Source organism: Lysinibacillus sp. NPDC048646 (assembly GCF_050272295.1).
In the GTDB taxonomy this organism is placed as follows: Bacteria; Bacillota; Bacilli; order Bacillales_A; family Planococcaceae; genus Lysinibacillus.
The window spans coordinates 47,347-72,549 of record NZ_JBNNLZ010000005.1 but is presented as its reverse complement, the minus strand read 5'-3'; the positions used below and the strand labels follow the sequence as shown (position 1 = coordinate 72,549).

Annotated in this window: 25 protein-coding genes; 15 read left to right on the top strand and 10 right to left on the bottom strand. The window is 36.0% G+C overall.

Annotation, left to right across the window (positions count from 1 at the left end):
- Position 1: 1 nt before the first annotated feature.
- Positions 2-316, top strand: a complete 315-nt coding sequence (locus ACQKII_RS08005) for an antibiotic biosynthesis monooxygenase family protein (RefSeq protein WP_427458102.1) — start codon at positions 2-4, stop codon at positions 314-316.
- A gap of 35 nt (positions 317-351) precedes the next feature.
- Here the strand turns inward: ACQKII_RS08005 and ACQKII_RS08000 are convergent, their stop codons facing one another.
- Both ACQKII_RS08000 and ACQKII_RS07995 read right to left on the bottom strand, forming a co-directional pair.
- Positions 352-549 (bottom strand): hypothetical protein, encoded by a 198-nt coding sequence (locus ACQKII_RS08000; RefSeq protein ID WP_427458100.1) that lies wholly within the window; start codon positions 547-549, stop codon positions 352-354.
- A gap of 36 nt (positions 550-585) precedes the next feature.
- Positions 586-963, bottom strand: coding sequence for an inorganic diphosphatase (locus tag ACQKII_RS07995; protein WP_427458098.1), 378 nt, complete (start codon positions 961-963; stop codon positions 586-588).
- 501 nt (positions 964-1,464) lie between these two features.
- Here ACQKII_RS07995 and ACQKII_RS07990 point away from each other — a divergent pair.
- The 7 genes from ACQKII_RS07990 (at position 1,465) to zupT (ending at position 8,639) form a co-directional block, all read left to right on the top strand.
- Positions 1,465-2,367, top strand: a complete 903-nt coding sequence (locus ACQKII_RS07990) for a polyprenyl synthetase family protein (protein WP_427458096.1) — start codon at positions 1,465-1,467, stop codon at positions 2,365-2,367.
- An 11-nt stretch (positions 2,368-2,378) separates the two neighbouring features.
- Positions 2,379-2,537 carry a competence pheromone ComX gene (comX, locus tag ACQKII_RS07985; protein ID WP_427458094.1) on the top strand — a complete coding sequence of 53 codons (159 nt, stop codon included), beginning with the start codon at positions 2,379-2,381 and terminating at the stop codon, positions 2,535-2,537.
- A complete protein-coding gene (locus tag ACQKII_RS07980; protein WP_427458092.1) occupies positions 2,528-4,831 on the top strand; it encodes an ATP-binding protein in 2,304 nt (767 codons plus the stop codon). Before comX ends, ACQKII_RS07980 begins: the two co-directional genes overlap by 10 nt.
- Complete coding sequence (locus tag ACQKII_RS07975) at positions 4,815-5,429, top strand: response regulator (RefSeq protein WP_427458364.1); 615 nt, start codon at positions 4,815-4,817, stop codon at positions 5,427-5,429. The genes ACQKII_RS07980 and ACQKII_RS07975 overlap by 17 nt, the downstream gene beginning before the upstream one ends.
- A 445-nt stretch (positions 5,430-5,874) precedes the next feature.
- Positions 5,875-6,774 carry a hypothetical protein gene (locus tag ACQKII_RS07970; protein ID WP_427458090.1) on the top strand — a complete coding sequence of 300 codons (900 nt, stop codon included), beginning with the start codon at positions 5,875-5,877 and terminating at the stop codon, positions 6,772-6,774.
- 275 nt (positions 6,775-7,049) lie between these two features.
- Positions 7,050-7,658 (top strand): phosphatase PAP2 family protein, encoded by a 609-nt coding sequence (locus tag ACQKII_RS07965; RefSeq protein WP_427458088.1) that lies wholly within the window; start codon positions 7,050-7,052, stop codon positions 7,656-7,658.
- A 171-nt stretch (positions 7,659-7,829) separates the two neighbouring features.
- On the top strand, positions 7,830-8,639 hold the full coding sequence (gene zupT, locus ACQKII_RS07960) for a zinc transporter ZupT (protein ID WP_427458087.1): 810 nt from the start codon (positions 7,830-7,832) through the stop codon (positions 8,637-8,639).
- Between the two features lie 83 nt (positions 8,640-8,722).
- Here zupT and ACQKII_RS07955 read toward each other — a convergent pair whose 3' ends face one another.
- Genes ACQKII_RS07955 through thrC form a run of 3 tightly spaced genes read right to left on the bottom strand, consistent with a single transcriptional unit; the run spans position 8,723 to position 11,382 of the window.
- Positions 8,723-9,388, bottom strand: coding sequence for a 2-hydroxy-3-keto-5-methylthiopentenyl-1-phosphate phosphatase (locus tag ACQKII_RS07955; protein WP_427458085.1), 666 nt, complete (start codon positions 9,386-9,388; stop codon positions 8,723-8,725).
- Positions 9,389-9,439: 51 nt separating this feature from the next.
- A complete protein-coding gene (gene thrB, locus ACQKII_RS07950) occupies positions 9,440-10,333 on the bottom strand; it encodes a homoserine kinase (RefSeq protein ID WP_427458083.1) in 894 nt (297 codons plus the stop codon).
- Positions 10,330-11,382, bottom strand: coding sequence for a threonine synthase (gene thrC / locus ACQKII_RS07945; RefSeq protein ID WP_427458081.1), 1,053 nt, complete (start codon positions 11,380-11,382; stop codon positions 10,330-10,332). Before thrC ends, thrB begins: the two co-directional genes overlap by 4 nt.
- Positions 11,383-11,586: 204 nt before the next feature.
- Between thrC and ACQKII_RS07940 the strand changes: the two genes are divergently transcribed.
- Together ACQKII_RS07940 and ACQKII_RS07935 are read left to right on the top strand one after the other, a co-directional pair.
- Positions 11,587-12,807, top strand: coding sequence for an MFS transporter (locus ACQKII_RS07940; RefSeq protein ID WP_427458079.1), 1,221 nt, complete (start codon positions 11,587-11,589; stop codon positions 12,805-12,807).
- A 378-nt stretch (positions 12,808-13,185) separates the two neighbouring features.
- Complete coding sequence (locus tag ACQKII_RS07935) at positions 13,186-14,052, top strand: MurR/RpiR family transcriptional regulator (protein ID WP_427458077.1); 867 nt, start codon at positions 13,186-13,188, stop codon at positions 14,050-14,052.
- Positions 14,053-14,268: 216 nt separating this feature from the next.
- Here the strand turns inward: ACQKII_RS07935 and ACQKII_RS07930 are convergent, their stop codons facing one another.
- Positions 14,269-15,060 carry an N-acetyltransferase family protein gene (locus ACQKII_RS07930; protein WP_427458075.1) on the bottom strand — a complete coding sequence of 264 codons (792 nt, stop codon included), beginning with the start codon at positions 15,058-15,060 and terminating at the stop codon, positions 14,269-14,271.
- A gap of 355 nt (positions 15,061-15,415) precedes the next feature.
- On the opposite strand from ACQKII_RS07930, the gene ACQKII_RS07925 reads away from it, so the two are divergent.
- On the top strand, positions 15,416-16,342 hold the full coding sequence (locus ACQKII_RS07925) for a manganese-dependent inorganic pyrophosphatase (protein WP_427458073.1): 927 nt from the start codon (positions 15,416-15,418) through the stop codon (positions 16,340-16,342).
- Between the two features lie 454 nt (positions 16,343-16,796).
- Here ACQKII_RS07925 and ACQKII_RS07920 read toward each other — a convergent pair whose 3' ends face one another.
- The gene (locus ACQKII_RS07920; RefSeq protein ID WP_427458071.1) at positions 16,797-18,176 is read right to left on the bottom strand and encodes an FAD-dependent oxidoreductase; all 1,380 of its coding nucleotides are present in this window, start codon (positions 18,174-18,176) and stop codon (positions 16,797-16,799) included.
- Positions 18,177-18,302: 126 nt separating this feature from the next.
- Here ACQKII_RS07920 and ACQKII_RS07915 point away from each other — a divergent pair, with 126 nt between their 5' ends.
- From ACQKII_RS07915 to ACQKII_RS07905, 3 genes are all read left to right on the top strand, one after another.
- On the top strand, positions 18,303-19,010 hold the full coding sequence (locus ACQKII_RS07915; protein ID WP_427458069.1) for a DsbA family oxidoreductase: 708 nt from the start codon (positions 18,303-18,305) through the stop codon (positions 19,008-19,010).
- Between the two features lie 238 nt (positions 19,011-19,248).
- On the top strand, positions 19,249-19,875 hold the full coding sequence (locus tag ACQKII_RS07910; protein WP_427458067.1) for an FMN-dependent NADH-azoreductase: 627 nt from the start codon (positions 19,249-19,251) through the stop codon (positions 19,873-19,875).
- Between the two features lie 307 nt (positions 19,876-20,182).
- Positions 20,183-22,546 carry a bifunctional 2',3'-cyclic-nucleotide 2'-phosphodiesterase/3'-nucleotidase gene (locus tag ACQKII_RS07905; protein ID WP_427458065.1) on the top strand — a complete coding sequence of 788 codons (2,364 nt, stop codon included), beginning with the start codon at positions 20,183-20,185 and terminating at the stop codon, positions 22,544-22,546.
- Positions 22,547-22,569: 23 nt separating this feature from the next.
- Here the strand turns inward: ACQKII_RS07905 and ACQKII_RS07900 are convergent, their stop codons facing one another.
- The 3 genes from ACQKII_RS07900 to ACQKII_RS07890 form a co-directional block, all read right to left on the bottom strand.
- Positions 22,570-22,938: a DUF2500 domain-containing protein gene (locus ACQKII_RS07900; protein ID WP_427458064.1), complete on the bottom strand. Its 369-nt coding sequence runs from the start codon at positions 22,936-22,938 to the stop codon at positions 22,570-22,572.
- A 33-nt stretch (positions 22,939-22,971) separates the two neighbouring features.
- Positions 22,972-23,499, bottom strand: coding sequence for a YceI family protein (locus ACQKII_RS07895; RefSeq protein ID WP_427458062.1), 528 nt, complete (start codon positions 23,497-23,499; stop codon positions 22,972-22,974).
- Positions 23,500-23,638: 139 nt separating this feature from the next.
- On the bottom strand, positions 23,639-24,502 hold the full coding sequence (locus tag ACQKII_RS07890; RefSeq protein WP_427458060.1) for a VOC family protein: 864 nt from the start codon (positions 24,500-24,502) through the stop codon (positions 23,639-23,641).
- Between the two features lie 142 nt (positions 24,503-24,644).
- On the opposite strand from ACQKII_RS07890, the gene ACQKII_RS07885 reads away from it, so the two are divergent.
- Positions 24,645-24,950 (top strand): winged helix-turn-helix transcriptional regulator, encoded by a 306-nt coding sequence (locus ACQKII_RS07885; protein WP_427458058.1) that lies wholly within the window; start codon positions 24,645-24,647, stop codon positions 24,948-24,950.
- Positions 24,951-25,203: the final 253 nt, after the last annotated feature.

Genomic DNA, 25,203 nt, shown 5'->3' with positions numbered 1-25,203 from the left:
TATGTTTGTACAAATTAAACGTATGGTTGTAACAGAAGGTAATGCTGAGAAAATCGTTGAGCGCTTTGGTGCAAAAAAGGACAGTCCATCATTATTGGAACAACAACCAGGTTTTATTGACAAGCAAGTATTAGTAAAGAAAGTTCGCCGTGGTGACGAAGAAGTGCTAATTATGGTTCGTTGGGAATCGGAAGAGGCATGGAAGAACTGGGAAAAGAGCCCCGAGCATATCGCAGGTCATAAAGCAAATGCAGGGAAGCCAAAATCCGATTATATCGTTGAGAGCGGTCAAGAAGTCTATTATGTAAAAGGTTAAAAAGAAAACGCCCTGACAATTAGTCAGGGCGTTTTTTATTCACATGTAAATGACCAAGAACTTGATAAAAGCCCTTTACTTACTTGTGGAATGCCATTGTTATCAAAGCACATATTCGTTGCATGCATAATTTCTTTATGAACAAAGTAAGCGTTTATATATAAGCAAATTATAACGCCTATAAAAGCTAATAACCCGATAATTAAAAATTTCCTTTTTAGATGTACATTCATTTACTTTTCCTTCCGTAGTATCTACTGTGTTTTTATTTAATGTTGAAATTTAATAGAAGGTTGAGGATTACTAATGCCTATATTATTTTTCGTAATTATTTGAGTTGTAAAGAACCTTTCTTGAAATTCAATTAAAGCATAAATCTGTTCGGTCGTATAAGGTTGGTTCGAAACAACAAGTCTGTCTTCAATATCATCACTTCTTTTAATAACGGCTATTACTTTTCCTTCATAGGTTTCCAACGGTTCAAATTCACCAAGAATATATGCATCTATTTCTCCACCATCTCCAACAATAGTGTTTGAGATAAACCCATAATTGACGAGATAAACAAAGTTATATTTAGGATGTTTTGAACCTAAAGGTCTGTCTACCTTTACTTTTACCTGTGTATAAAGAAAATTCACTATCATACAAAACCTCCTTTAAGTTGTCTTATTATTGATGACTGAACTAAACTGTAAAACTTGATAAAGGTAAAAGGTATAAGTATCTGTCAGTTTTAAACTATACTATAGGAGAATTACTTACAAATTTTACCTATTGCTTTTAATGCTTTTAATATCTGAATATTAAAATAAAAGGTATTTTTATCCTTTAATTATTGTTATAATTATATTATTTACCATAGAAGTTAATTTAATCCTATCATTACCAATCACGCCATTTCAATGGTGGGTTTCCGCCATTTTTCTGGCGGACATGGGTGTTTTAGTGGCGTGAATTGGCGGACTCGAATTTAATGCCGCCATTTTTATGCAAAGTGTCTCGAGACAATAAAATAATACTGAAAAGCTACAATTAGAAACAACCGTTTTAAAAAGGAAATGCATTAAAATATCTGAAGTTCACTAGTATTAATTGCCATTAATCTATATAATATTTATTAATATATTAGACGGAGGAGAGGACTATTGGAGTGGTTAGATAATCGAATTAATGAATCATTGGACATTTTTATTGAATCTGAGACATTGATAGGTATGGAACTACGGGAAATGCTAAAGAGCTTTAAAAATGAGAAAAAAGCAGGTGGTTATTCTTTTGGAAAACTATGTATTTTGCATTATGAGGCATTTACGGACTGTTTGAATGAAGACATTTACAAAGTTGCAGCAGCTATTGAACTGCTTATTCTTTCTTTTGATATTATTGATGATTTGCAAGATAAAGATACGGACTATAGTTGGAGCAAAACACCTGAATTATCCTTAAATATTGCTATAGCCATACTTGTAATGGCATCTAAAAATATTCGTGAGACTTCCTTTATACACCGAGATGTAGCCATAGAGATCCTTGAAAAAAATGCTTTGCTCAGTATAAATGGCCAGCAGCTAGATTTGCTCAATGGTTGTTGTGAAGAGCACTCCTATTTACAGATGATTGAGCAGAAATCAGGTTCATTGACGGCGATGAGTTGTTTGATTGGTGAAGCGCTTGCAAAAGGTAATGTGTCTACTCGGGTTGAGGGATATGGGAAGTATATAGGCATTATCCAACAGATTAAAAACGATATTCAGGGCTTGAAGACATGGGGACGCAAGAATGACCTTTTAAATAAAAAATATTCTTTGCCCATTATTTATCTTTTATCAAAGGAAAATAATGTTTCGAAATCGGTTATGAACTATTATAATGGTGATATAGTTACACATTTAGATAATAATGCTTTAGAAAAAGAGTTGACTACTGGTGGCGCTATACGCTATGCAATGTCAATCAAAAATATTTATAAACATAAGGCGTTAGATGATCTCGAAGATGTGACTTTGAGTAATGTGAGTAAAGAGTATTTAAAAAAACTAATAAAATGAGGAGAAATTGTATGATGAATGTAATTCAGTATTTAGAAAAAAACCCATCCCTAGTTGAACTATTAATAGAACAAAAAGCTTCATTAATCGGAATTTCCTCAATTGAACAAAAGGCAATATTAGAGTCTTTTGAAGCTGTAGTATGTGTAGAAAACGGTCTTTGGAATTAATAGATATTAAAAAGAAATATTTTTGGCTTGTTATAAGTATCTATTTAGTATTGGGGTGTTATCTACTTTATGTTACTTATAGCACGCCTTATTTGGGTTTAGAGGTAAAAGAAGAAAATAAACGTTGGATTATATCAGACCCATACTATAAAGAATGGGCCAATGAAAACGATATATCATCAGGGGATGTAGTTTTAAAAGTAAATGGTGTTCTAATAGATGATGTACCTAATGTAAAATATGATAATATTGTCCGCGCCGCAAAAGCATTAACGATTCAGAAGCCTAATGGTCAAATAATAGATGTACAAATAAGTAATTTTGATATACCTGAGCAATTTTACTATTTATTGATAGTTCCTTTTTGTTATTTTCTTTTAACCTTAATTATTGCTTTTTATTTGTACTATAAACAAAAAAACACACCACTTTTAAGTTTGCTCATCTTATTTATGCTCCTAGTTTCTTTGGCATATGTTAGTATTGGCGCGTCTGGTGGTTTGAATAAAATAGGGGTTATAGTTAATCGTAGTAGTATGATACTTTGCTTAGTAGTACTACTCAATTTTATGAAAAATTACTATTCTTTTTTAAAGACTAATTGGCTGTTTGCTAACAATATTAAACTGTTTTATATTGTACCGGTCATTGCTATATTATTTAGCATAATCGGTATTATCTATCCATCTACCAATAATATTCTTTCTAATATCGTATTAGCAAGTTTCTTCATCTTACTCTTATTAATTCTTAGTATTTTATTACTCAGCTATTTCAAATATAAAACACCACAATTGAAAATATTATTAATTAGTATAATCATCCCTTTCTTACCATTTCTGTTTTTGTACGCGTTGCCCAATATCTTATTCCAACAATATATACTTTCAGCTGAGGTAAGTGCTTTATTTTTATTACTAATGCCTTTTAGCTTTATTTTTTCGCAGCTTACGGAGCGTCTTTTTGATCTAGAATATCATATTTCACGTCTTCGCTATTATCTTATCTTTTCGCTAATATTTACTCTTTGGTTTATTTTTGGTCTCTATTGGATTGCCGGTAAGTTATTATCTTTTACTGTTTTATCGGGAATTTTCTTGTTTACTCTCGTATCGTTAATTATTCTTTTTTACATAAAAGAAAAAGTAGATTATCGAAAGCGTAAAATATTGTTTTCAACAAAGGGAGATTATATTCATCAGCTATACACAGCGGTAGATAAGATAGGAAAAACAATTAGAATAGAAGAACTTTTAGGGAAATTCGCTCAGGAGGTTTCACTTCACCTTGAGCTCGAGCAAGTATATGTATTAACCTATAAGTATGATTCAAATCAATTCACTTCAACGGGTGAGGGGAAAATTCCTATTAATCCAGACCTAATGGAAGATTTAAGGTTAGGTGAAATAAGAAAGGTTGACACTGTTTATCTAGCCTTCCTCCACCAAGATACTCATTGCAAAAGGGTCCTAGTATTAGGACATAACAATTCAATTCATTTAAAAGACGAAGAGCTATTGTGGCTTGAATTGCTATTATTATACGTAAATAACTTTATTGAGAATACAAAGATGGTGGAAGAACTGTTAGAGGAACTAAAGCATATGAAGCAAGCAGATGATGGTCAACTACCTTGGCTAAACAAGCTATTATGGTTAAGATTTGAGGAAGAAAAATATCAATTGGCTCAAGAACTACATGATACAAATTTACAAGAACAGCTTCATATTGCCAGAGAAGTTAATGTACTTATTCATGCGAAGGATACCACTGATATTCAACAAAATCTTGCGAAAATTCATGAACAAATGATAGTATCCTTGCATGATTTAAGAGCATATTGTGAAAATTTAAAGCCGCCTTTATTGGACACATTAGGATTGAATGCTGCTCTGGAGAAGCTGATTCGTAAGGTAGCAGAAAGATCTAATTATGATTTAATTTATACAATAGATCGCCTCTATCTAGAGGATGAGCGAATGAATTTAATGATATATCGACTTTTTCAGGAATTACTCAATAATGCGTTAAAGCACGCCTATGCAACAATTGTTGAAATACATCTCAAAGAAATGGCGGATGGATTCGAAATCATCTACACGGACGATGGCGTAGGTTGTAATGTAGAAGACATTAGACAAACGGATTCCATGGGGATAAAGGGTATGCAGGAACGAGTGAAAGCCTTTAATGGACATTTTTATATAAGCTCAAATATCAATGAAGGGATGTCTATTCGGATATCAGTAAAAGAAGGAAGTGACACACTTGATTACAATGCTCATAGTGGATGATCACCCTATAGTTTTAGAGGGAACAAAAAATTTATTTAAAGAAGATGACGATATCGTAGTTGATACGGAAAGCGATGCTACATGTGTACTGCAAAGAATTAAAGAAAAGCCTTATCATATTTATTTAATTGATATAAATATGCCACTAGAAAACGGTATTACCTTAGCTCGCAATATCAAAGCGATACAATCTAATGCTGCGATTATTCTTTACACAGGTGACGATATTACCGATTATTATTCACTTATTTTAGAGCGGAAAATAGAAGGGATATTAGCTAAAACAGCATCTAAGGAACATATTTTACGAACAGTGCGTGCAATCGGCAGCGGTGAAATTGTTCTTCCTATTAATTTTTTAGATTTTCTAGACAATCGATTTAAATTACAGGATGCAAAGTTGGATATTCATTTAAATGAAAAAGAAAAGAAAATATTAAGACTTATTGCAGAGGGGCATACGAATAGAGCTATTGCTATTGAATTAAATATTCCGCAGCGTACAACTGAGAGATATTTAACACAATTATTTACTTTGTTAAATGTAGATTCTCGTACGGAAGCTGTGGATCTTGCAGAAAGAATGAATTTACTGTAAATTTATAATATGATATAATATTCAAAAATGTAATATATTTCAAAATAAAATAAATGCCAATTTACCACCAAATTAATTACTATATTTTCCTTTGGGTAAATAAAGCATATTTACATTATAAAATACCTATATATTTTAAAAAACACCGCCAAATATTGGCGGTGTTTTTCTTGAGTCCGCCAATTCACGCCAAAAAAACCGCTATTGTCCGCCAAAAAATTGGCGTAAACCCGACATTGAAATATCGGTGTAAGTGCTGTTACGCTTAAGATAATCGTGGTTAAGTAAATATGCTGTAGTGAGTAATAATACAAGATAAGATTTCGTTTAAAGTAAGCTGCCTGGCTATCTATGAATAAAGTAGACTATGTTAGATTTCCTAAAAATGTTACTAGCTAAACAACATACTTCACGATAAAACTTTATATAAAGGTAGGCGTGTATTTTGAAAGTAGAACTTGAAAATTTATTTTCTATAGATGAATCTAGTCAAGATCAAGTCATAAAAGTGTATAATCGCTATGGTATTTTTATAGATGCGCCTGAAATAAGAAAAAGAAACTTAAAAGCATCCTTCAATCCAATTTTTACATTGAATGAAGATGTGACATATGAACACGTGGCAGATTTATATAAATCTTTAGAACATGAATTAGGCATTGTTTCAATTGGTGAACGATTTTATTTCGACTTTTCAGATAGCGAATATGAACAAGCATCATTATTTACGTTAAACTCGACAGGGAACTCCCCAGAAATGTTTTTGGATGATAGAGGAACCTTATTTTCTATAAGCACATATTGTCATCATTGTGGTCTAATGGAGAAAGAGCAACTTTCCCCATTAGTTATTGATACATCAAAAATAGAGGACCGACATCTCGTACATGTAAGCGGTTTTTGGGTAGCTTCAGAGAGATTAGTAACATTAATGAAACAAGAGAGCATTGAAGGCTATGATCTTCTAGAAGTAATCCATCAAGGTCCAGAAAGAGGAAAGCAACCTGCTTATCAAATAATACCAAGACAGATACTTCCGACATGTAACTCTGAAAGAGTTAAATTGTATTTTGCGACAGAGCAACCGCCATGTCGCTGTGGGCTAAGTGGAGTTATCAATGGTCCTGATATTTATGATCGAAAAGCTATAACGGATTTAAAGGGAGATATTTTCTTTTCAGCTGAGTGGAGCCATGATGGAAGATATCTTTACAGAAAAACATTATTCAGTAGAAAGTTCAGAGAATTAATTATAAAAAATAATATTTCTCGAGAAGTTAAGGGAGAAAAGGATCGTAATTTCGGGCCAAAAGATTGGTTATTTGATCCTGTATTATTAAAGTAACTTACTTTGGGCTATGACATTCTTTAAGATGAGGAAGTGTTTATTTTGTTTAGAAAAATACTACCTATAATTGTGATTTTATTCATTGTGGCATTGGCTCTTTCAAATTATTTCTATAAACCGGATGAAGAAACGATTGTAATTGCACAAGGTAAAGAGTGCAAATTTATGTTGTAAGTTTATGAAGAGTCATTGCTTTTTCTCCTCTAATTACATGTATATATGATATGATGTGAAAAAATATAGCGTGAATGTGCTTAGAGGTGAAAGAAAATATGAAAAATTGGGCATATCCATTGGCGATTTTAACGCTTATTGCCTTTTTTGTATTACGTGTAACTTATCAGAGTGAGACTATACAAAACTTTGATATCAAAATGGCAGATATCTTATTCGGCAATCGTTTAATTGAAGTTTTTCATTATATCGGAGAGCCCGTATTTGTAGTATCTGTAGCGATTGTGTTAATGGTGTATTTAGCTTGGAAGATGAAAAATTACCGTGGGTTAGTATTTGTTCTATTAACATTTGCAGCAGGAAATATACTAAACCAATTATTGAAAAAGTGGGTGCAGCGACCACGACCTGAAATTGAAGATCAGTTAACATCCTTTAGTTTCCCATCAGGACATTCCATGTCAGGTATCCTATATCTATTTGCTACGGCTTATATTTTATCGGAGAATAATAAGAAGGTACGTAAAATACAATTGTGGGTTGGGGCGATTGTGCTAACAATACTCATTGGTATGTCGCGTGTAGCAGGGGCTCGTCATTTTGCATCGGATGTACTAGCAGGATGGAGCGTCGGTTTTACATGGTTCATCATTTGTGTCATTTGGTATGAGCGACGTAAGCGAGTAATTCAAAAAGCGAATATGTAGTTAAAATTTAGGAAGCGGTACTTTTATTCTGTAGAATAGGGTGCTGCTTTTTTATCTGGAAATTCAAGGAATTCATAGGCGAATAATATTAGCCTAGTAAAAAAGAATTGCACATAGGAAACTTCTACGTTAAGATGAGTACAATAACATAAAGGGTAAAGGAAGAAGGGAATGGAAGGAAATGTATTATTGGCTTTAGGGTTAACGCTCTTTGCCGGACTTGCAACAGGAGTAGGTAGTTTAATAGCGTTTTTTACATCAAGAACAAATACAAAATTCTTATCAGTAGCACTTGGTTTTTCAGCAGGCGTTATGATTTACGTATCACTTGTTGAAATTTTTGTGAAGGCCAAGGATGCTTTAACGAATGCACTAGGTACAACCAATGGTTATTGGATGACAATTGCAGGCTTTTTTGGTGGCATGCTATTTATTGCGTTGATTGATAAGTTTATTCCAAAAGCTGCAAATCCACATGAAGTGAAATTAGTTGAGGATGTAAATGCTGTAAAGCCTCAAGTCGATCAGGATCATTTAATGAAGATGGGGCTATTTACGGCATTAGCGATAGGAATTCATAATTTCCCAGAGGGTATTGCCACATTTATGTCTGCCATAAATGATCCAAATGTCGGAATTGCTATTGCAATAGCTGTAGCGATTCATAATATTCCAGAGGGCATTGCGGTATCGGTCCCGATTTTTTTTGCAACAGGAAATCGTAGAAAAGCTTTTAAGCTATCTTTTTTATCAGGGTTGGCTGAGCCTGTAGGTGCCCTAGTGGCGTTCTTATTATTAATGCCTTTTTTAACCGATGTCATGTTTGGAATTGTATTTGCGGGAGTTGCGGGGATAATGGTCTTCATTTCATTAGATGAATTACTGCCAGCTGCACAAAGATACGACGAAACACATTTATCGATGTATGGTTTAGTAGCTGGAATGGCTGTAATGGCTGTCAGTTTAGTATTACTAGCATAAACAAATACTTCGGAATTAGGATATAATTCGATAAACGATATAGTAAAAGGAATCTAGCAAACAAATCAGCTAGATTCCTTTTTTTAAGCTTCTACAAGCTCTCTAACGGCTTCCAAGCAGTCATAGAAGGTCTCAAAGGGCTTGTGGGGGATATGTAAATCCTCACAACGTTCAATTAGATGATCTCGGGCAAGGACTAAATCAGCCTGTTTAGCTGCTTCAAAATCAGATATGGAATCACCAATGACGATTTTGAAATGATCGCTTTGTGAAACTTTACGCATGACTGTTGGTTTACAACAGCCGCAGCCTTGCGTTTCATATTTGGTACAATCCTCATCGCAACTATTTGGATAGACAAGCGTGATTTGCTTCTCTGAAAAGTCAGCACTGTTACAATAGACACCTGAAAGTGGACCGAATTTTTCCAGCATCGGCTCTATGAAAAAATCTACTCCGCCACTAACAACATAGAATGGAATAGCATGTTCGTGTGCATAGCGAACAAATTCACCAAAGCCTTCACGAATTACAGCTGTGTCCATTAAATATTGAATGACATCATCTTTTTGGGTAGCGGATAGTAGCTCAAACATAGCTGAGACGCCCTCTTTAAAGGTAATTGTCTGTGCCATCATTGCTTTAGCAATTTTTTCTGATTGCTCTGGAACGAAATGTGTCATTAGGGAGACGATATTATCAGTTGCCGTAATTGTACCATCAAAATCACAAAATATAATTGGTTTCAAGACATTTCCTCCTCTGATAAAAAACGCCTACTAGGGAGTAGACGTTTTCAATCATATTACTTGTACACCATACTCATCCGCTTTGGTTAGGATAATATGGTGTTCTGGAAATTGCATTGTCATTGTTGTAACAAAGTCTTCAGCAATAGCCGTAGGAATGATGGAAATCAGGGTTGGACCTGCTCCACTTAATGCTGTACCATATGCACCGTTCGCCTTGGCAACTGCACGAATTTCTGCATATTGAGGTATTAATATTGAGCGGAAAGGCTCATGGAATAAATCAGCTTCCATATATCGACCTGCACGTTCAAAGTCGCGTGCCATTAAGGAAGCCGCAAGCATATTAGCATTTGCCGATGCACAGACTGCATATGCCCGATCAAATTGTTCTGGTAATATTGAGCGAGATTCACTTGTTTTTAGTTCAACATCGGGCACAAATACGACGAAAGAAGCATCGATTTTGTTTACATGGAATGTATCGACAATGCCACTCTCATCCATAGAAGAGATAGTTAAACCGCCCAAAACAGAGGCAGTTGCATTATCTGGATGTCCTTCAATTTGAGAAGATAAATTCAGTTTATCTTGAACAGTTAACCCTAGCTCGCATATTTGGTTGGCCAGCTCAATACCCGCAACGATGACTGCAGCACTACTTCCCAAACCACGTGCTAATGGAAGCTCGCTTGTCATTTCAACACGGCAAGGTGGAAGTCCCTTACCGTATTGATCAGCAATTTTTTTCGTAATAACGTATAGTAAATGTTCTTCAAGCTCAAACTCACTAGGACCATTATCATCGAGGTGTATGATCTCCCAGCTATCCTGTAGAGAAACATCTAGCTTTAAATAAAGAGACAAGCCAAGTCCGATTGAGTCAAAGCCAGGGCCTAGATTGGCTGTGCTCCCAGGAACTGAGATTTGCCACTTTTTACTCATAGTACGCCCTCGATGTATTTGCGAATTTCCTCTTCTTCATTCTTAAGAGATACAACGTCCACTGTTGACACGTTCATGGCAGTATCAGGATCTTTTAAGCCATTGCCTGTAAATACTGTGACAACTTTTGAACCTTCGGCAATCTGGCCATTTTCGACCGATTTAATGACACCAGCTAATGATGCTGCTGATCCAGGTTCAACAAAAATCCCTTCAGTACCAGCGATTAGTTTGTAAGCAGCTAAAATTTCTTCGTCTGTTACAGAGTCAATGATACCTCCAGACTCATCACGTGCTGCTTCAGCATATTGCCAACTTGCAGGATTACCAATGCGGATGGCTGTTGCTACTGTTTCTGGATTCGCAATAGGCTCACCTTTTACAATAGCTGCAGCCCCTTCAGCTTCAAACCCATACATTTTTGGTAGGCCAGAGCCTTTCACATCGTTATACTCTTTAAAGCCTTTCCAGTAAGCAGTAATATTACCTGCATTACCGACTGGTATGCATAGATAGTCTGGAGCTGATCCTAAAGCGTCTACGATTTCAAAGGAAGCCGTTTTTTGACCTTCGATACGGTATGGATTTACTGAATTTACAAGTGCGACTGCTGTCGTTTCGCTCACTTGGCGCACAATATTTAATGCGTCGTCAAAGTTACCGTCGATTTCAATAATTTTTGCACCGTACATTGTTGCTTGTGCTAATTTACCAAGTGCGACTTTCCCTTTTGGGATAACAACAATCGATTGGATGCCAGCGCGAGTTGCATAAGCAGCGGCCGCAGCAGAAGTGTTACCAGTAGATGCACAAATGACGCATTTACTACCGTCTTCAATAGCTTTTGCAACAGCAAACACCATACCGCGGTCTTTAAAAGAGCCAGTTGGGTTTGCACCTTCAATTTTACCATATAGCTCGATACCAAGTTTTTTAGATAGATTGACTAAATGTATAAGAGGCGTATTGCCTTCGTTTAAAGTTAGAGCGGGTGTATTTTCTGTTACGGGTAAAAATTGTTTATATTCTTCAATAAGGCCTTTCCACATAACGTTACGATCTCCTTTTGTTCTTATAGAAAGAACATTTGTTTTTGTATAAAAGACATTTTAACGCAAATTGCCCTATGTTTTCAATAGCAATTGATAAATTGTCGAAACAATTCGGTCATTTGAATTGTACTTGTCACTTAATTGAAACAACTGTATAGTAAACTTATGATGTAAAGTCAATTGTAAAGACAGGTGGTTGAGATGACAACAAATACTAATAAGCCACAACAATCTATTTCTCGAAATAAGCTTTTGGGAGTAGCGGGTGTAGGTTGGCTTTTCGATGCAATGGACGTCGGAATATTATCATTCGTCATTGCAGCCTTAGCAGTAGATTGGAATTTAAATTCTAGTCAAATGGGTTGGATCGGTAGTATAAACTCGATTGGGATGGCTGTTGGTGCGCTCGTTTTCGGTGTTTTTGCCGATAAAGTTGGGCGCAAGCAAATATTTATGTGGACGCTTGTGTTATTTTCAATTGCAAGTGGTTTATCTGCATTGACAACAACACTAGTTGCTTTTATGGCATTACGCTTTTTAGTAGGTATGGGGCTTGGTGGAGAATTACCAGTCGCATCTACACTTGTGTCAGAAAGTGTAGAAGCTAAAGAACGTGGTAGAGTGGTCGTATTACTCGAAAGTTTCTGGGCTGTGGGTTGGTTAATCGCTGCACTCATTTCGTATTTTGTCATTCCTACATGGGGCTGGCGTGTAGCACTATTGTTAACCGCAATACCTGCTGTATATGCAATTTATCTTCGTTGGCATTTGCCAGATTCACCGCAGTTTACAGTGAAGGCTGAGTCTAAGAAACGTAGTATTCTTCTAAATATTCGCGAGGTATGGTCGAAAAAATATGCACGTTCTACATTGATGTTATGGGTGTTATGGTTTACGGTTGTATTTTCATATTATGGAATGTTCTTATGGCTACCTAGCGTAATGGTTGGGAAAGGCTTTGACATGATTACAAGCTTTAAGTATGTCCTCATTATGACAGTAGCTCAACTGCCGGGCTATTTTACAGCTGCGTGGTTCATAGAAAAATTTGGTCGAAAGTTTGTACTTGTTTCCTATTTAATTGGCACTGCTGTAAGTGCTTTCATCTTTGGTAATGCAGAAACAATGGCGATGCTTTTAACGTCAGGGATGTTTTTATCATTCTTTAATTTAGGTGCATGGGGTGCACTTTATGCGTATACACCAGAGCAGTACCCAGCAATTATACGTGGTACAGGTGCAGGTATGGCTGCGGCAGTCGGACGAATTGGTGGTATTTTTGGTCCGCTATTAGTCGGTTCATTGTTAACTGCTGGTTATGATATTGGCTTTATCTTCGCTATATTTTGTGGAGCGATTATTGTTGGTGTTGTTGGAGTAATCTTATTAGGTACTGAAACAAAACAAACTGAATTACAATAATTAAAAAAAGAAAGTGTCTTGAATTCACTAAGGATTCAAGACATTTTTCATTCATAATTTGCTTATTGGCTACATAAAAATAAGGATTTATTAATTAATATACATACCTTTCGGCAATCTGTTAAGATTAAAAACCGTTATAAACTTTCAACCAACCTATGAACTAAGCTGATAAAGATACTATGGATAATGAAAATATAGCGATTTTATGTCATTTTATTACGAACTACTATATTAGTGATTTAAAGCATTAAAGATTTTTCTGAAAAGTCATTGTATTCAAATTGCAATCATGATACTGTATTTTTAATCGAATTTAGAGTCAGTAGCAAACAATCTCCATTCGTGATAATTTCTTTGAAAGAAAGGTTGTTAGGAATGAGTATAAATGAAAATATAAAAAGAAAATTTGTAAGACTGTCGAAGGGGCAACGTAAGGTTGCACAGTTTGTAATTGACAATCCGACAGTTGTTATTGCCAATGGTGCGGCTGAAGTTGGTAGACAGGCTAATGTTAGTGAATCGACGGTCATTCGTTTTTGTTATGCAATGGATTTGTCAGGTTATGTTGAGCTTCAAGAGGAAATCAGAAGTTACTTAATGTCTCAAAATGATGGAGCTCATTTTAACGCTACATATACATCCAATAAACAGAAGAACGCAAGCTTTAGTAAAGTCATGCAACGTGATATACAAAATATTCAAGATACCATTCATCTTATTAACGATAACATGCTTCAGAAAAGTTCAAAATGGATGCATGAAGCAGATACTATTTATATACTTGGTGCTCGTCAATCTGCTTCCATTGCAAACTGGTTATCTTATACGTTGAAAACCTTACGACCAAACATTAAGCAACTTCGTACAGATTCAGAAGATATTGTGCAACAAATTAACAGTATGGGTGAACGCACGACGTTAATTGTCTTTTCATGTGATAAACAAATGAAAGATGTAAAAACAATTGTAGAAATTGCGAAAATGAAAAAGGTGAAAATTATTGCGATTACTGGTTCAGCATTGTCACCAATAAGAGATTATGCAAGTGCATTATTTGCACTCGGTATGAAGAACCAAACCTCACTCGATATGGTGCCAGTTCTTTTTTCGTTTATGCATGCATTGATAGAGGAAATGGTCAGTCACGATAAAGCACAATACAATCAATACCAACAATCATATGAGCAAGTGGAGAATAATTTATTATTCTTAGATGCTGCAAGAGAAAAGCTAGTGTTTTGATAACATATTCCGCATAGATAAAGTAGCATTTACTTTTCTATGCTTTTTTATTATGTATAACGTATGAGCGTTATATATGTGGATCCATAAGAGTAGTGGGGGCTTACCTTTAAGTGGAGATTGGAGCATTTGCATAAGCGACAGCAGTAAAGAAAGTTGGCAAGACCCGCCGGTGTTTAAACACCAACACCTTTGGAGCCTTGCGACAAATATGGTTTATAAAATTTTACTCATGATATATTCATCGATAAAAGTGTTGTTTAGTTTAATAGCATTTTGGCGAGTGCCTTCGTGTTGAAAATTTAGTTTCTTAAAAAGATTGATGGCCACGTCATTGTGCTCCATAACAGATAATTCTAAGCGTGAAATATCTCTTTGTGTGGACCAGTTTTCGACTGCTTTCATAAGAGCTGATCCGATGCCTTTTTGTTGATGCTCGTCTTTGACTGCAAGACGAACAGAAGCAACATGTTTGGCTTTAGAATGCTTACTACCATGAATAACGGCATAACCAGCAAATAGACCATTTAATACGCACAACAAAATAGTGCGGTTTTTTAGTTGTTTCCAATAAGCTAAATTTTTTCGTAGTTGCTGTACAGTTAAATCTAACTCATTGTGCGCATTATACATAAAATTGGTTTCCTGAAAAATTTCTTCTTGTAACAGAATAAATGCTCTAGCATCGGATGCCTCAATCGCTCTGATTATGTATGCAGAAGTAATTTCATTATTTTCAGAAATATTGCTTGATGAGGCATTCACTTGATCGCGAGAGAAAGTGACACTTGTACCGAGCTTGACATCAATGACATAATATCCTGCATTTGTCCATGATAAATAATGAGTGAGAGGAGGCTTTGTTTTTTTCCACCAGCTCTTATTCAAATAAGCAGCATTTGGTAAAGCTTGCCCCATAATGTTTTCTAGTGCGCTAAAGGTTAAAGTAATATTTTGTTGCGAAGCTACTTCAAAGTAGCTTGCTAAAGGAATATACTTTTTTTCCATCTTCTTCGTCATCGTAATCCCCATTTCCTGTATTTCCTAACATATAGACTACATGATAATAGCATAAAATTATGGTTTCTTGAATAATAAAACGCAACTATATATCTATTAGAGTGAATAAATTTTAATATAAAACCTGTTATTAATATTAAATGTTAATTAAAGGATGGTAAAAAATAGATATAAAATTAAGTAGAGAGAAATACTATTATTTAGTAGCTCTTAATCATGGGCCAAGATGAGCGAAAAGTCATGTTAAAAACCCAATTAAAGTTTTACTTTATATAATTATATTTTAAAAGGTATGATAGAATAAAAATAAAATTGTAATCGCCATTTAGGAGGAATATTTTCAATGAGTAAAGTTTTAGTTTTTGGACATAAAAATCCAGATACAGACACAATTACATCTGCTATTGTCTATGCATATTTAAAACAACAAATCGGTGAGAATGCTGAAGCTGTACGTCTTGGTGAATTGAACAACGAAACACAATTTGCGTTAGACAAATTTGACTTTGCTGCACCTCGATTAATCACATCAGTAGTAGGAGAAGCAGAACAGGTAATTCTTGTAGACCACAACGAGTTTCAACAATCGGCAGATGGTATTGATGAAGTACAAATTACAGAAGTGATTGATCACCATCGTATCGCAAACTTTCAAACAGCAGATCCGCTATACTACCGTGCAGAGCCAGTTGGTTGTACAGCAACAATTTTAAATAAAATTTTCAAAGAAAACGGCGTAGAGGTAACAGCAAACATTGCAGGCTTAATGCTTTCAGCAATTGTTTCGGATACATTATTATTCAAATCACCTACTTGCACAGAGCAGGACGTGAAAGCTGGTGAAGAGCTAGCTAAAATTGCAGGTGTTGATATAGCAGAATACGGTTTAGCAATGCTTAAAGCTGGCGCGGACCTTTCAGATAAATCATTAGAAGATCTTTTATCTCTAGACGCAAAAGAGTTCCAATTTGGTGAATATAAATCAGTAGTTGCTCAAGTAAACGCTGTCGATATTAATGACGTACTTGGGCGTCAAGAGGAATTAGAAATTTTATTAAACAAAAATGTTGCTGAGAATGGCTTAGACTTATTCTTCTTTGTTGTGACGGATATTTTAAACAATGATTCAACAGCAGTAGCGATCGGGCAAGTAGCAGAAGCTGCAGCAAAAGGTTTTGGCGCAGAGCTTGTGAATAATCGTGTTGTATTACCAGGTGTTGTATCTCGTAAAAAACAAATCGTGCCAGTATTAACTGACGCATTGAAATAATTTATAAAGGTTGTCCAATAAGTCAAAAGTAAGAAATTTAGATAGTAATATTCTCTGAAAAACAAGCGATTTTAGCCCAATTTTGTATCTGCCGCTACGCTTACGATACAGAAAAACATTTGTATCTGCCGCTACGCTTACGATACAGAAAAACATTTGTATCTGCCGCTACGCTTTCGATACAGAAAAACGTTTGTATCTGCCGCTACGCTTACGATACAGAAAACATTTGTATCTGTCGCTACGCTTTTGATACAGAAAAATATTTGTATCTGCCGCTACGCTTTCGATACAGAAAACATTTGTATCTGCCGCTACGCTTACGATACAGAAAACATTTGTATCTGCCGCTACGCTTACGATACAGAAAAATATTTGCTGCTGTCGCTTCGTTCTACTTCGCTTTCGCGCAGAAAAGGGGTGTCTCAAATGACTTTTGAGACACCCCTTTTTGTTATTCTAGCTTTAATGGAAAGACGGCAGGGCCTTCAAGAACTTCCCCTTGGGCATTAAAACGGGAGCCGTGACATGGGCAATCCCATGTTTCATCCGCTTCATTCCATTTTGTTTTACAGCCTAAATGTGTACAGGTTGGTGTGTTAGCATGCTTGACATATCCTGTTACAAACTCCTTTGCTACAAAGCCGCCAACCTTTAGCATTTGCATAAACTGAGCACCAAATTTTGTACGCGTAGGTGAATAAAGTGCAGTAGCCTCATCATTAGCCTGTGTTCCTGTTATAAGGGAAGATAGTAAATCGCCCGCCACGAAAGAATTGGAAATCCCCCATTTTCTATAACCAGTCGCTATGAAGACATTTGGTAAGGACTGTGTAATATTGCCGACATAGGGTATCATATCGGGTGTTTCAATATCCTGTGCGGACCATCTATAAAGAGATTCCTGTTCGAAATGCTCTTTCATTTCATTTTGTATAGCGTCATAAAAAGGCTCGGTATTGGTTGTTTGGCCAGCGGTATGGTTAGCGCCTCCAAGCAGTAGATAGTGTTCATCGTTAATAGTTACAGTTCGAATAGAACGTGATGGAAAATCGACCGATAAATATTGCCCTTGGAAAGTATCTGAAATTTTGCTAGCGACTATATAAGAGCGACTATTGGAGAGCTTAAATAATTGTAGACCTTTGAAGGCCTCAATTGGATAATGCGTACCTAAAATAAGCTTATTATATTGAACCGACATATTATTTTCGGTATGTAAGTCATTTTGTGGTAGGCGTAATTGTTGGACACGTGTGTTGGCATACAATCTTGCCCCCATCGATAATGCCTTTTTCACTAAAAAGTTACAAACGGTCACAGGATTTATTTGCGCTTGCTGCGACATGCTAAGTGCTTTTGTAATAGAGAAAGGTAGCTCCGTTTCTGAGGTGATTTTTGCCTTGATTTTTAATACTTTATAGGCATTCCACTCATCTAATAATTGTTTATAGCCTTCTTTTGTTTGACAATACAGCAGTGAATCTACTTGTTGAATGGATTCTTTAGGTAGTAACTGTAATGCTTTTTCAACAGCGAGTTGATTCAGTTGATAATAAAGCCGCGCATCTTCTACTGAAAGCTTTTCCATAATATTAGCGTATACTAAGCCATGCTGTGCTGTTAATTTGCCTGTTGAATGACCGGTCGTACCGTGACTGATATGGGAGTTTGCTTCGAGCAGTACTACATCCACACCTGCCTTTGCTAAAACATAGGCAGTATATAGTCCTGTCAAACCTCCACCGATAATACAAACATCACAAGTTGTAGAATCAGTAAGTGATGGTAAGGAAATAGACTCGCTCGTTGCAAGCCAAAGAGATTGTGTCATACATAACCCTCACATTGTTTTTATGCTCAGTATGGAGATTGATTTGAAAATTTATGCAATGAAGCAGAAAAATTGCTTAGAAGTGTGCAGTGTCTATACAATATAGCAAAGGGAGTGTGTACATTTATGAAAATTGAAATTTGGTCAGATTATGTTTGCCCATTTTGTTATATTGGTAAAAAACAATTAGAAAAGGCGCTTCAGGATACGGGCTTTGCAGGGCAGGTGGAGCTGGTTTATAAAAGTTATCAACTTGATCCAACAACGCCTGTGGATGCGAATATCTCTACTTATGAATCCTTAGCAAAAAAATATAGTATGACATTAGAAAAAGCGAAGGAAATGACGCAAGGTGTAGCAGCTCGTGCTAAAGAAGTAGGATTGGACTATAATTTTGATAAGCTAATGGAAGAAAATACATTAAAGGCACATCGTCTTGTGAAATGGGCTGAACAACAAGGGAAAGCTTCAGCACTTGTTGAGGCCTTGTTACATGGTTACTTTATTGAGGCGAAACGTATTGGCCATGATGACGTATTAATTGACATTGCTGAGCAATTAGGTCTAAAACGTGAGGAAGTAGAAAACGTTCTCTCTAGTGATGTATTTTCAAGTGAGGTTGAGGATGATATTCAAGAAGGTCTTCAACTAGGTGTAAGAGGAGTTCCATTTTTCGTAGTAAATCGTAAGTACGGCATTTCTGGTGCACAACCGCAGGAAGTTTTTGAAGATACTTTACGTAAAGTAGCGGAAGAAGAAGGCTTACAACCAGGCTTGCAGATGGAAGGTTCTACAAATGCTGGCATATGTACTGACGAAAGCTGCGAATTTTAATTTTACACAATAAGTGAAGGATGTAACCCCATACTAATGCAGAAATACTCAGGCTCAATTAACAGGAGTCTGAGTATTTTTGCATGTGGTTTAAAGCATTAGAAGGCATCGCTAATTTTACATTTCAGTCAAAAGTATGAGACTACTAGCGTTGACTTTTTTGAAAAAATTTTTTAATATGTTAATATATCTTGAATTCGAGATAATAATTTTAGAAGACTAAGGGAGAATTTATATAATGAACGTATTAGTAGTAAAAGCAAATAACCGCCCAGACGGTATCTCAACAAAAATGTATGACACTTTCATGGAAAACGTACAAGGTGTAGAGGTAACGACTTTCGATGTATTCGCTGAAGATATGCCATACTTCGGTCAAGATCTATTCAACGCTTTCGGTAAAGTACAAAACGGCGAACAATTAACTGATATTGAAGCACGCATTTTAGCTGCAAAACAAAAAGCAATGGACGCGTTAACTGCAGCTGATGTTGTAGTGTTTGCTTTCCCACTTTGGAACTTAACAATCCCAGCTACTTTACAAACATTCATTGATTATGTATATCAAGCTGGTTTCACATTCAAGTATGGCGAAAACGGTCAACTAGTTAGTTTGATGCGTGACAAAAAAGCTGTCATTCTTAATGCTCGTGGTGGTTACTACTCATCACCAGAAGCACAACCGATGGAAATGTCTGTTAATTACATTAAAAATGTAGTAGGTGGCGTATTCGGTATGGAAATTATTGAAGAAGTAATTATTGAAGGACATAATGCATCACAAGACAAAGCAGACGAAATCATTGCAAATGGCTTAGAAGCTGTGAAAAAAGTTGCACAATCTCTTCAAACTGTAAACGCATAATCATTTATTTTTTTATTAAAAGTTCTCTCAATTTTGAGGGGACTTTTTTTATTGGTTAAGTAGAAGTCTGGTAGTGGTATGAAGGTCTGACGTATGGATGCTATGCATTTGATAGAGTTTTACATAATATAACATCATATAACTGTGAATCGTTCATAGATGATAATTATATATTATATATTAGTAAAGTGTTGTGCTATTCGTTTAAAAGTACATACAATTAGGTCTAAATATTCAGTTAAATCGTAAGCTTGTATAATATAATAGAAAATGTAGGAAAATATTAGATTTATAAGGGGGTCGTTACATGAATAAGAAATTACTTACTAATTTTTTAGCAATGTTATTAATTCTCTTCACAGTCTTCCCTGTAGGACTATCTGCAAATGCTGCATCGAATGATGTGACACGTGGAGACTATGTGAAAGAATTAGTAAAAAGCTTGAATGTTGAGCTTGGTGATGGTGCTACACTTACTTTTACTGATGTACCTAAGGACTTAGCGCCTTATGTTGAAAAAGCATTAGAACTGAAGCTTATCAAAGGGAAATCAACTACATCTTTTGCTCCAAACGATAAATTAACACGTCAACAAGCATTTGTCATATCTGCACGTGGATTAGTCACTGAAAATGCCCCGTTGACAGCGTTAAATAAATTCATGGATGCAGATAAAATTGCTGAGACACATAAGCAAGATCTAGCAAATGCCGTGGCAGCAAATATATTACAGGGTTTCGAAGACAATACAATTCGTCCACGTGACTATGTGACAACGGAACAAATGGAAAGTATTGTAGAACGCTTTGTAGCAGAATACAAAGTGCCTGTAAAAGCAACGACAGTTGACCTTCAAATTTTAGGTACAACTGATATTCACACAAATTTAGCCAACTATAACTATTTTTTAGATGCTGAATCCGCTGACGTTGGTTTAGCAAACACGGCAGCTTTAATAGAGCAGGCGCGAGCAGAAAATCCGAATACATTATTATTCGATAATGGTGATTTAATTCAGGGAACGCCACTTGGTTCATATAAAGCGTTAGAAAATGTCTTAAAACCAGGTGAGGTTCATCCAGCTATTGCAGCGCTTAATGCACTGAAATATGATGGTGGAACTTTAGGAAATCACGAATTCAATTATGGATTAGATTTCTTAAATGAAGTATTAAATGATGCGAAATATCCGGTCGTTAATGCCAATGCATACGACGCAAAAACAAAAAAGCATATGTACACACCTTATGTCATTATGGATAAAGAAGTGTTAGATAGCACAGGTAAAAAACATACAATTAAAGTAGGTGTAACAGGGATCGTACCTACGAAAATTGTTGAGTGGGATGCCATCCATCTTGCAGGTAAGGTAGAGATGCAAGAACCTGTGGAAGCTATAAAAGAGGTAGTACCAGAAATGCAAAAAGCAGGAGCAGATGTGATTGTTGTACTTTCACACTCAGGTATTGGTGGAGATACCTATGTAGCAGGGGCTGAAAATATAGGATACCAAATTGCTGCTATTGAAGGCATCGATGCTTTAATAACAGGTCACTCACATCTAACATTCCCTGGTGATTATAAAGATCTTAAAAATGTTGATCAAGAAAAAGGAACGATTAACGGTGTTCCTACAGTAATGGCAGGAAGCTATGGTAGCCATCTTGGCGTTATTGACCTGAAATTAGAGCAACAAGGCGCTGAATGGGTGGTAGTAGATGGACAGGGAGCACTTCGTTCCATCAAACAACAAGGGTTACAACCATCTCAAACAGTGTTAAAGGCTATTAAAGAAGCGCACGAAGGTACATTAACGTACATTCGCCAAGCTGTTGGTGAGACAACTGCACCAATTCACAGCTATTTCTCTATGGTTCAAGATGATCCTTCCATTCAAATCGTAACACAAGCTCAAAAATGGTATATTGAAAAACAATTAAAGGGTACGGCAGATGAAAATACACCAATCCTTTCTGCGGGTGCACCTTTCAAAGCAGGTTCACGAAATAATCCAGCCGACTACACGAACATTCCTGTTGGCCCACTTGCTATTAAAAACATGGCAGACATTTATCATTACGACAATACTGTTGCAACTATTAAAGTGACGGGTGCACAAGCGATTGAATGGTTAGAAATGGCTGCAGGTATTTTCTCAACAATTGATCCAAATAAAACAGAAGAGCAAAATATTATTGACGCAGAAGCACGTTCTTATAATTTTGACGTATTAGACGGTTTAACATATCAAATTGATGTGACATCGCCTGCAAAATACGATCGCCGCGGTCAGTTAGTGGATGAAAAAGCGAATCGTATTAAGGATGTACAATACAACGGTAAACCGATCGATGTAAACCAAGAGTTCATCATCATTACAAACAACTATCGTGTAGGTGGCTCTTACGGAGCGACATTTAAAAATACGGACGGCTCCAATGTAACAAACTATGCATATGAAAATCGTCAAGCAGTGATCGACTACATCATGGCAAATAAAACAATTAATCCTGCAGCGGATAACAACTGGTCATTCGTACCATTCCCAGCAAATACAAAGGTTATTTACCTTTCTGCAAAGGATGCACAAAAGGTCATGCCAGCTGGTAGTAAGATAGAGTATCTTGGTGATACAGAGGATGCTGGATTTGGAAAATATTTAATAAAATAAATATGTAAAAGGAGAGCGCGATATCAATCGCTGCTCTCCTTTTTGTGTCGCTCAAATGTTTGAAAACGCGTTCCTTGAAATGTTAGTAAACCAAAGTCGCCGTCCGCCAACTGTCCATATTCGCGTCCATTTAACTTTAATTCTATACGGTCACCACTTTGTTGTTCAAACGTTACATAGTAAGATGTATGAGCACCTGAGTTGCCGCTACCGCCTCTTGTATTTGTACTTTTCGTTACGATTTTAGCTGGCACGGTTAAAACCGGTGCTGCATTATTCTTAGACCATTGTATGAGACTATTAATAATGACAAATGCAAATGTACCAAAGACAATGATAAAGATTACCGAGATAAAAATCGTTGCAAAATTAAAGCCATCCACCCAAAACATTAATATTCCTCCAACCTAAGATGCCACAAGCTGTTAAACTGGATTTACTTCAAGATCTACTACTATATCAATTTCATCACTGATTAATACACCACCTGTTTCGAGGAGTGCATTATACACTAAGTTAAAATCTCTACGGTCAATTTTTGACTTTGCTTGAAATCCATAAACTTCTTGTGCCCACGGGTTCATGCCACTTCCAGTATAGATTGTTGTAAATATGACGGGTTTTGTCATGTTTTTAATTGTTAAATATCCATGAATCGCAAATTTCTTATCTTCTAGTTTTTCAATATATGTAGATTCAAAGTGAATTTTCGGATAAACATCAGCATCAAAGAAATCAGGTGATACAAGATGAACATCACGATCAAAATTTTTGGTCGAAACACTGGCAACAATTATCGAGAATGATACCTTGGCATCTTGTATTTTTTCAATATCTAATACGGTAAGTTCGGCATTATAAGATTCAAATGTTCCATGAATTTGTGATATCATCATATGTCTTACGGAAAAACCGATTGTTGAGTGACTATAATCAATCGTATACTTTTTCATTGGAAGTTCCTCCTAATAACAGCATCTTACACGAATGATAAATTAAATAATTTGTTAGTTCAATGAGTTTTTAGGAAAAAAGGGAAAATAGGATACAAAATATAGTGGGTTTTGTGAATATTTGTAATCATTATAAATACTAACGTACGTAAAAAATCATGGCATCATTATTAAAATCTAAAACACGCAAGCGTCCATTTTCTAATGCATGTGGAATTTGATGTGTGTGCAGATTTTCTACAAGCTTTTGTAATGCTTCTTGTGAAGAAAGGGAAAGCGTGTAGCTAAGTAAACCTGTTGTTTGTTCTGGTGGCACTGGTGCCCCGACTCCTTGCCATGTATTTACGGCAATATGGTGATGATAACCACCAGCCGAAATGAATAGCGCGCTATCATGGAAGTTAGTCATAATATCTAAACCGAGTGCATCTATATAGAAGTAAGTTGTTGCATCATTTATAACGCGCACATTTAGGTGTATATGACCGAGTACAGTTCCTTTTGGGAAACCAGTCCATGGACGATGACGGTCATAGAGAGCCATCACACCTTCTATATCAACTGCCTCGGTTCCTGTAACAAGTCCACCCTTGCCATCACTTATCCATTCAGAACGTGGGCGGTCACGGTAAATTTCTATGCCGTTACCTTCCGGATCATTCAAGTAAAAAGCTTCTGAATAGATATGATCACCAGCACCAGTTACTGGCACGCCTACATTTAATAAATTTCCAATCACATATGCTAAATCTTCACGTGAGGGTACTAAAATGGCAAAATGGAATAAGCCTGTGGTACGTGGGGGACGAATCGTCACTTCTTCATTAGATGACAATACTAAAATGGGCTTTGTAGTTCCAGGAATAGCAAATTCCACTTGAGTGGCCGTTTTATTGAGTATTTGTAAACCGAGTGTTTTATAAAAATCAGTCATTTCCTCTAATGACTGTACAAGTAAGTGTAAATGCTCAAGCTCTAATTTTGTATCAATTTTAAATGACATATAATAAATACCCTCCATATTTTAAGTTACTTTTTGTAATTAAATATAAAATAGTAAACAAATTACGTCAAGTAAATAAGTTACTTTAAATTTACTTTTGCTTAAAAAATCGTTACAATAGAATACATAAGAGGTGAAAAATATGAATGAGACAACTTTATGTCCTCGTTTAGCTAAGGCAATGGATTTAATCGGGAAACGCTGGACAGGGCTAATCTTATATCAATTATTAGACGGACCACAGCGCTTCAATGAAATTGAATCAGCCTTACCTGTAAGTGGTCGTTTACTATCAGAACGTTTAAAGGAGCTTGAAAAAGAAGGGCTCGTTGGACGAAAAGTATATTCAGAGGTGCCGGTGCGTGTAGAATATTCTTTAACGGATAAAGGTCAAGCTTTAGAGGGTGCTATTCGTAATATTGAAGCTTGGGCAACTGGCTGGTTATAAATGAAACTTCCAACAGTGAAGTGACATAGACATCACTGTAGGTCACACATACGTTACCACAGGAAGTGGTGAATTTAGGAAGTGTCCCTTTAATCGGGCATTTACGAGCAGTTGGAATGACGGTGAATTTTTTTATAGCATAAAGCATTTTTGAAAAAGACATCTTACTGCCCGTTAATGCGGGAAAAATACCCTTCATTTTACTTGTCAAATCGAGGTTCTAAATCCATACTAGTGTAGAGTAAGAAGGACG

Bases quoted from the DNA above. Each gene is read 5' to 3' on its own strand.
- ACQKII_RS07895 (WP_427458062.1), bottom strand. From the start codon at position 23,499: ATGAAAAAGTATACGATTGATTATAGTCACTCAACAATCGGTTTTTCC.
- ACQKII_RS07890 (WP_427458060.1), bottom strand. From the start codon at position 24,502: ATGTCATTTAAAATTGATACAAAATTAGAGCTTGAGCATTTACACTTA.
- ACQKII_RS07915 (WP_427458069.1), top strand. From the start codon at position 18,303: ATGAAAATTGAAATTTGGTCAGATTATGTTTGCCCATTTTGTTATATT.
- ACQKII_RS07935 (WP_427458077.1), top strand. From the start codon at position 13,186: ATGAGTATAAATGAAAATATAAAAAGAAAATTTGTAAGACTGTCGAAG.
- ACQKII_RS08000 (WP_427458100.1), bottom strand. From the start codon at position 549: ATGAATGTACATCTAAAAAGGAAATTTTTAATTATCGGGTTATTAGCT.
- ACQKII_RS07940 (WP_427458079.1), top strand. From the start codon at position 11,587: ATGACAACAAATACTAATAAGCCACAACAATCTATTTCTCGAAATAAG.
- ACQKII_RS07885 (WP_427458058.1), top strand. From the start codon at position 24,645: ATGAATGAGACAACTTTATGTCCTCGTTTAGCTAAGGCAATGGATTTA.
- thrB (WP_427458083.1), bottom strand. From the start codon at position 10,333: ATGAGTAAAAAGTGGCAAATCTCAGTTCCTGGGAGCACAGCCAATCTA.
- ACQKII_RS07925 (WP_427458073.1), top strand. From the start codon at position 15,416: ATGAGTAAAGTTTTAGTTTTTGGACATAAAAATCCAGATACAGACACA.
- zupT (WP_427458087.1), top strand. From the start codon at position 7,830: ATGGAAGGAAATGTATTATTGGCTTTAGGGTTAACGCTCTTTGCCGGA.
- ACQKII_RS07900 (WP_427458064.1), bottom strand. From the start codon at position 22,938: ATGTTTTGGGTGGATGGCTTTAATTTTGCAACGATTTTTATCTCGGTA.
- ACQKII_RS07905 (WP_427458065.1), top strand. From the start codon at position 20,183: ATGAATAAGAAATTACTTACTAATTTTTTAGCAATGTTATTAATTCTC.
- ACQKII_RS07910 (WP_427458067.1), top strand. From the start codon at position 19,249: ATGAACGTATTAGTAGTAAAAGCAAATAACCGCCCAGACGGTATCTCA.
- ACQKII_RS07995 (WP_427458098.1), bottom strand. From the start codon at position 963: ATGATAGTGAATTTTCTTTATACACAGGTAAAAGTAAAGGTAGACAGA.
- comX (WP_427458094.1), top strand. From the start codon at position 2,379: ATGATGAATGTAATTCAGTATTTAGAAAAAAACCCATCCCTAGTTGAA.
- ACQKII_RS07965 (WP_427458088.1), top strand. From the start codon at position 7,050: ATGAAAAATTGGGCATATCCATTGGCGATTTTAACGCTTATTGCCTTT.
- ACQKII_RS08005 (WP_427458102.1), top strand. From the start codon at position 2: ATGTTTGTACAAATTAAACGTATGGTTGTAACAGAAGGTAATGCTGAG.
- ACQKII_RS07930 (WP_427458075.1), bottom strand. From the start codon at position 15,060: ATGGAAAAAAAGTATATTCCTTTAGCAAGCTACTTTGAAGTAGCTTCG.
- ACQKII_RS07920 (WP_427458071.1), bottom strand. From the start codon at position 18,176: ATGACACAATCTCTTTGGCTTGCAACGAGCGAGTCTATTTCCTTACCA.
- ACQKII_RS07975 (WP_427458364.1), top strand. From the start codon at position 4,815: ATGCTCATAGTGGATGATCACCCTATAGTTTTAGAGGGAACAAAAAAT.
- thrC (WP_427458081.1), bottom strand. From the start codon at position 11,382: ATGTGGAAAGGCCTTATTGAAGAATATAAACAATTTTTACCCGTAACA.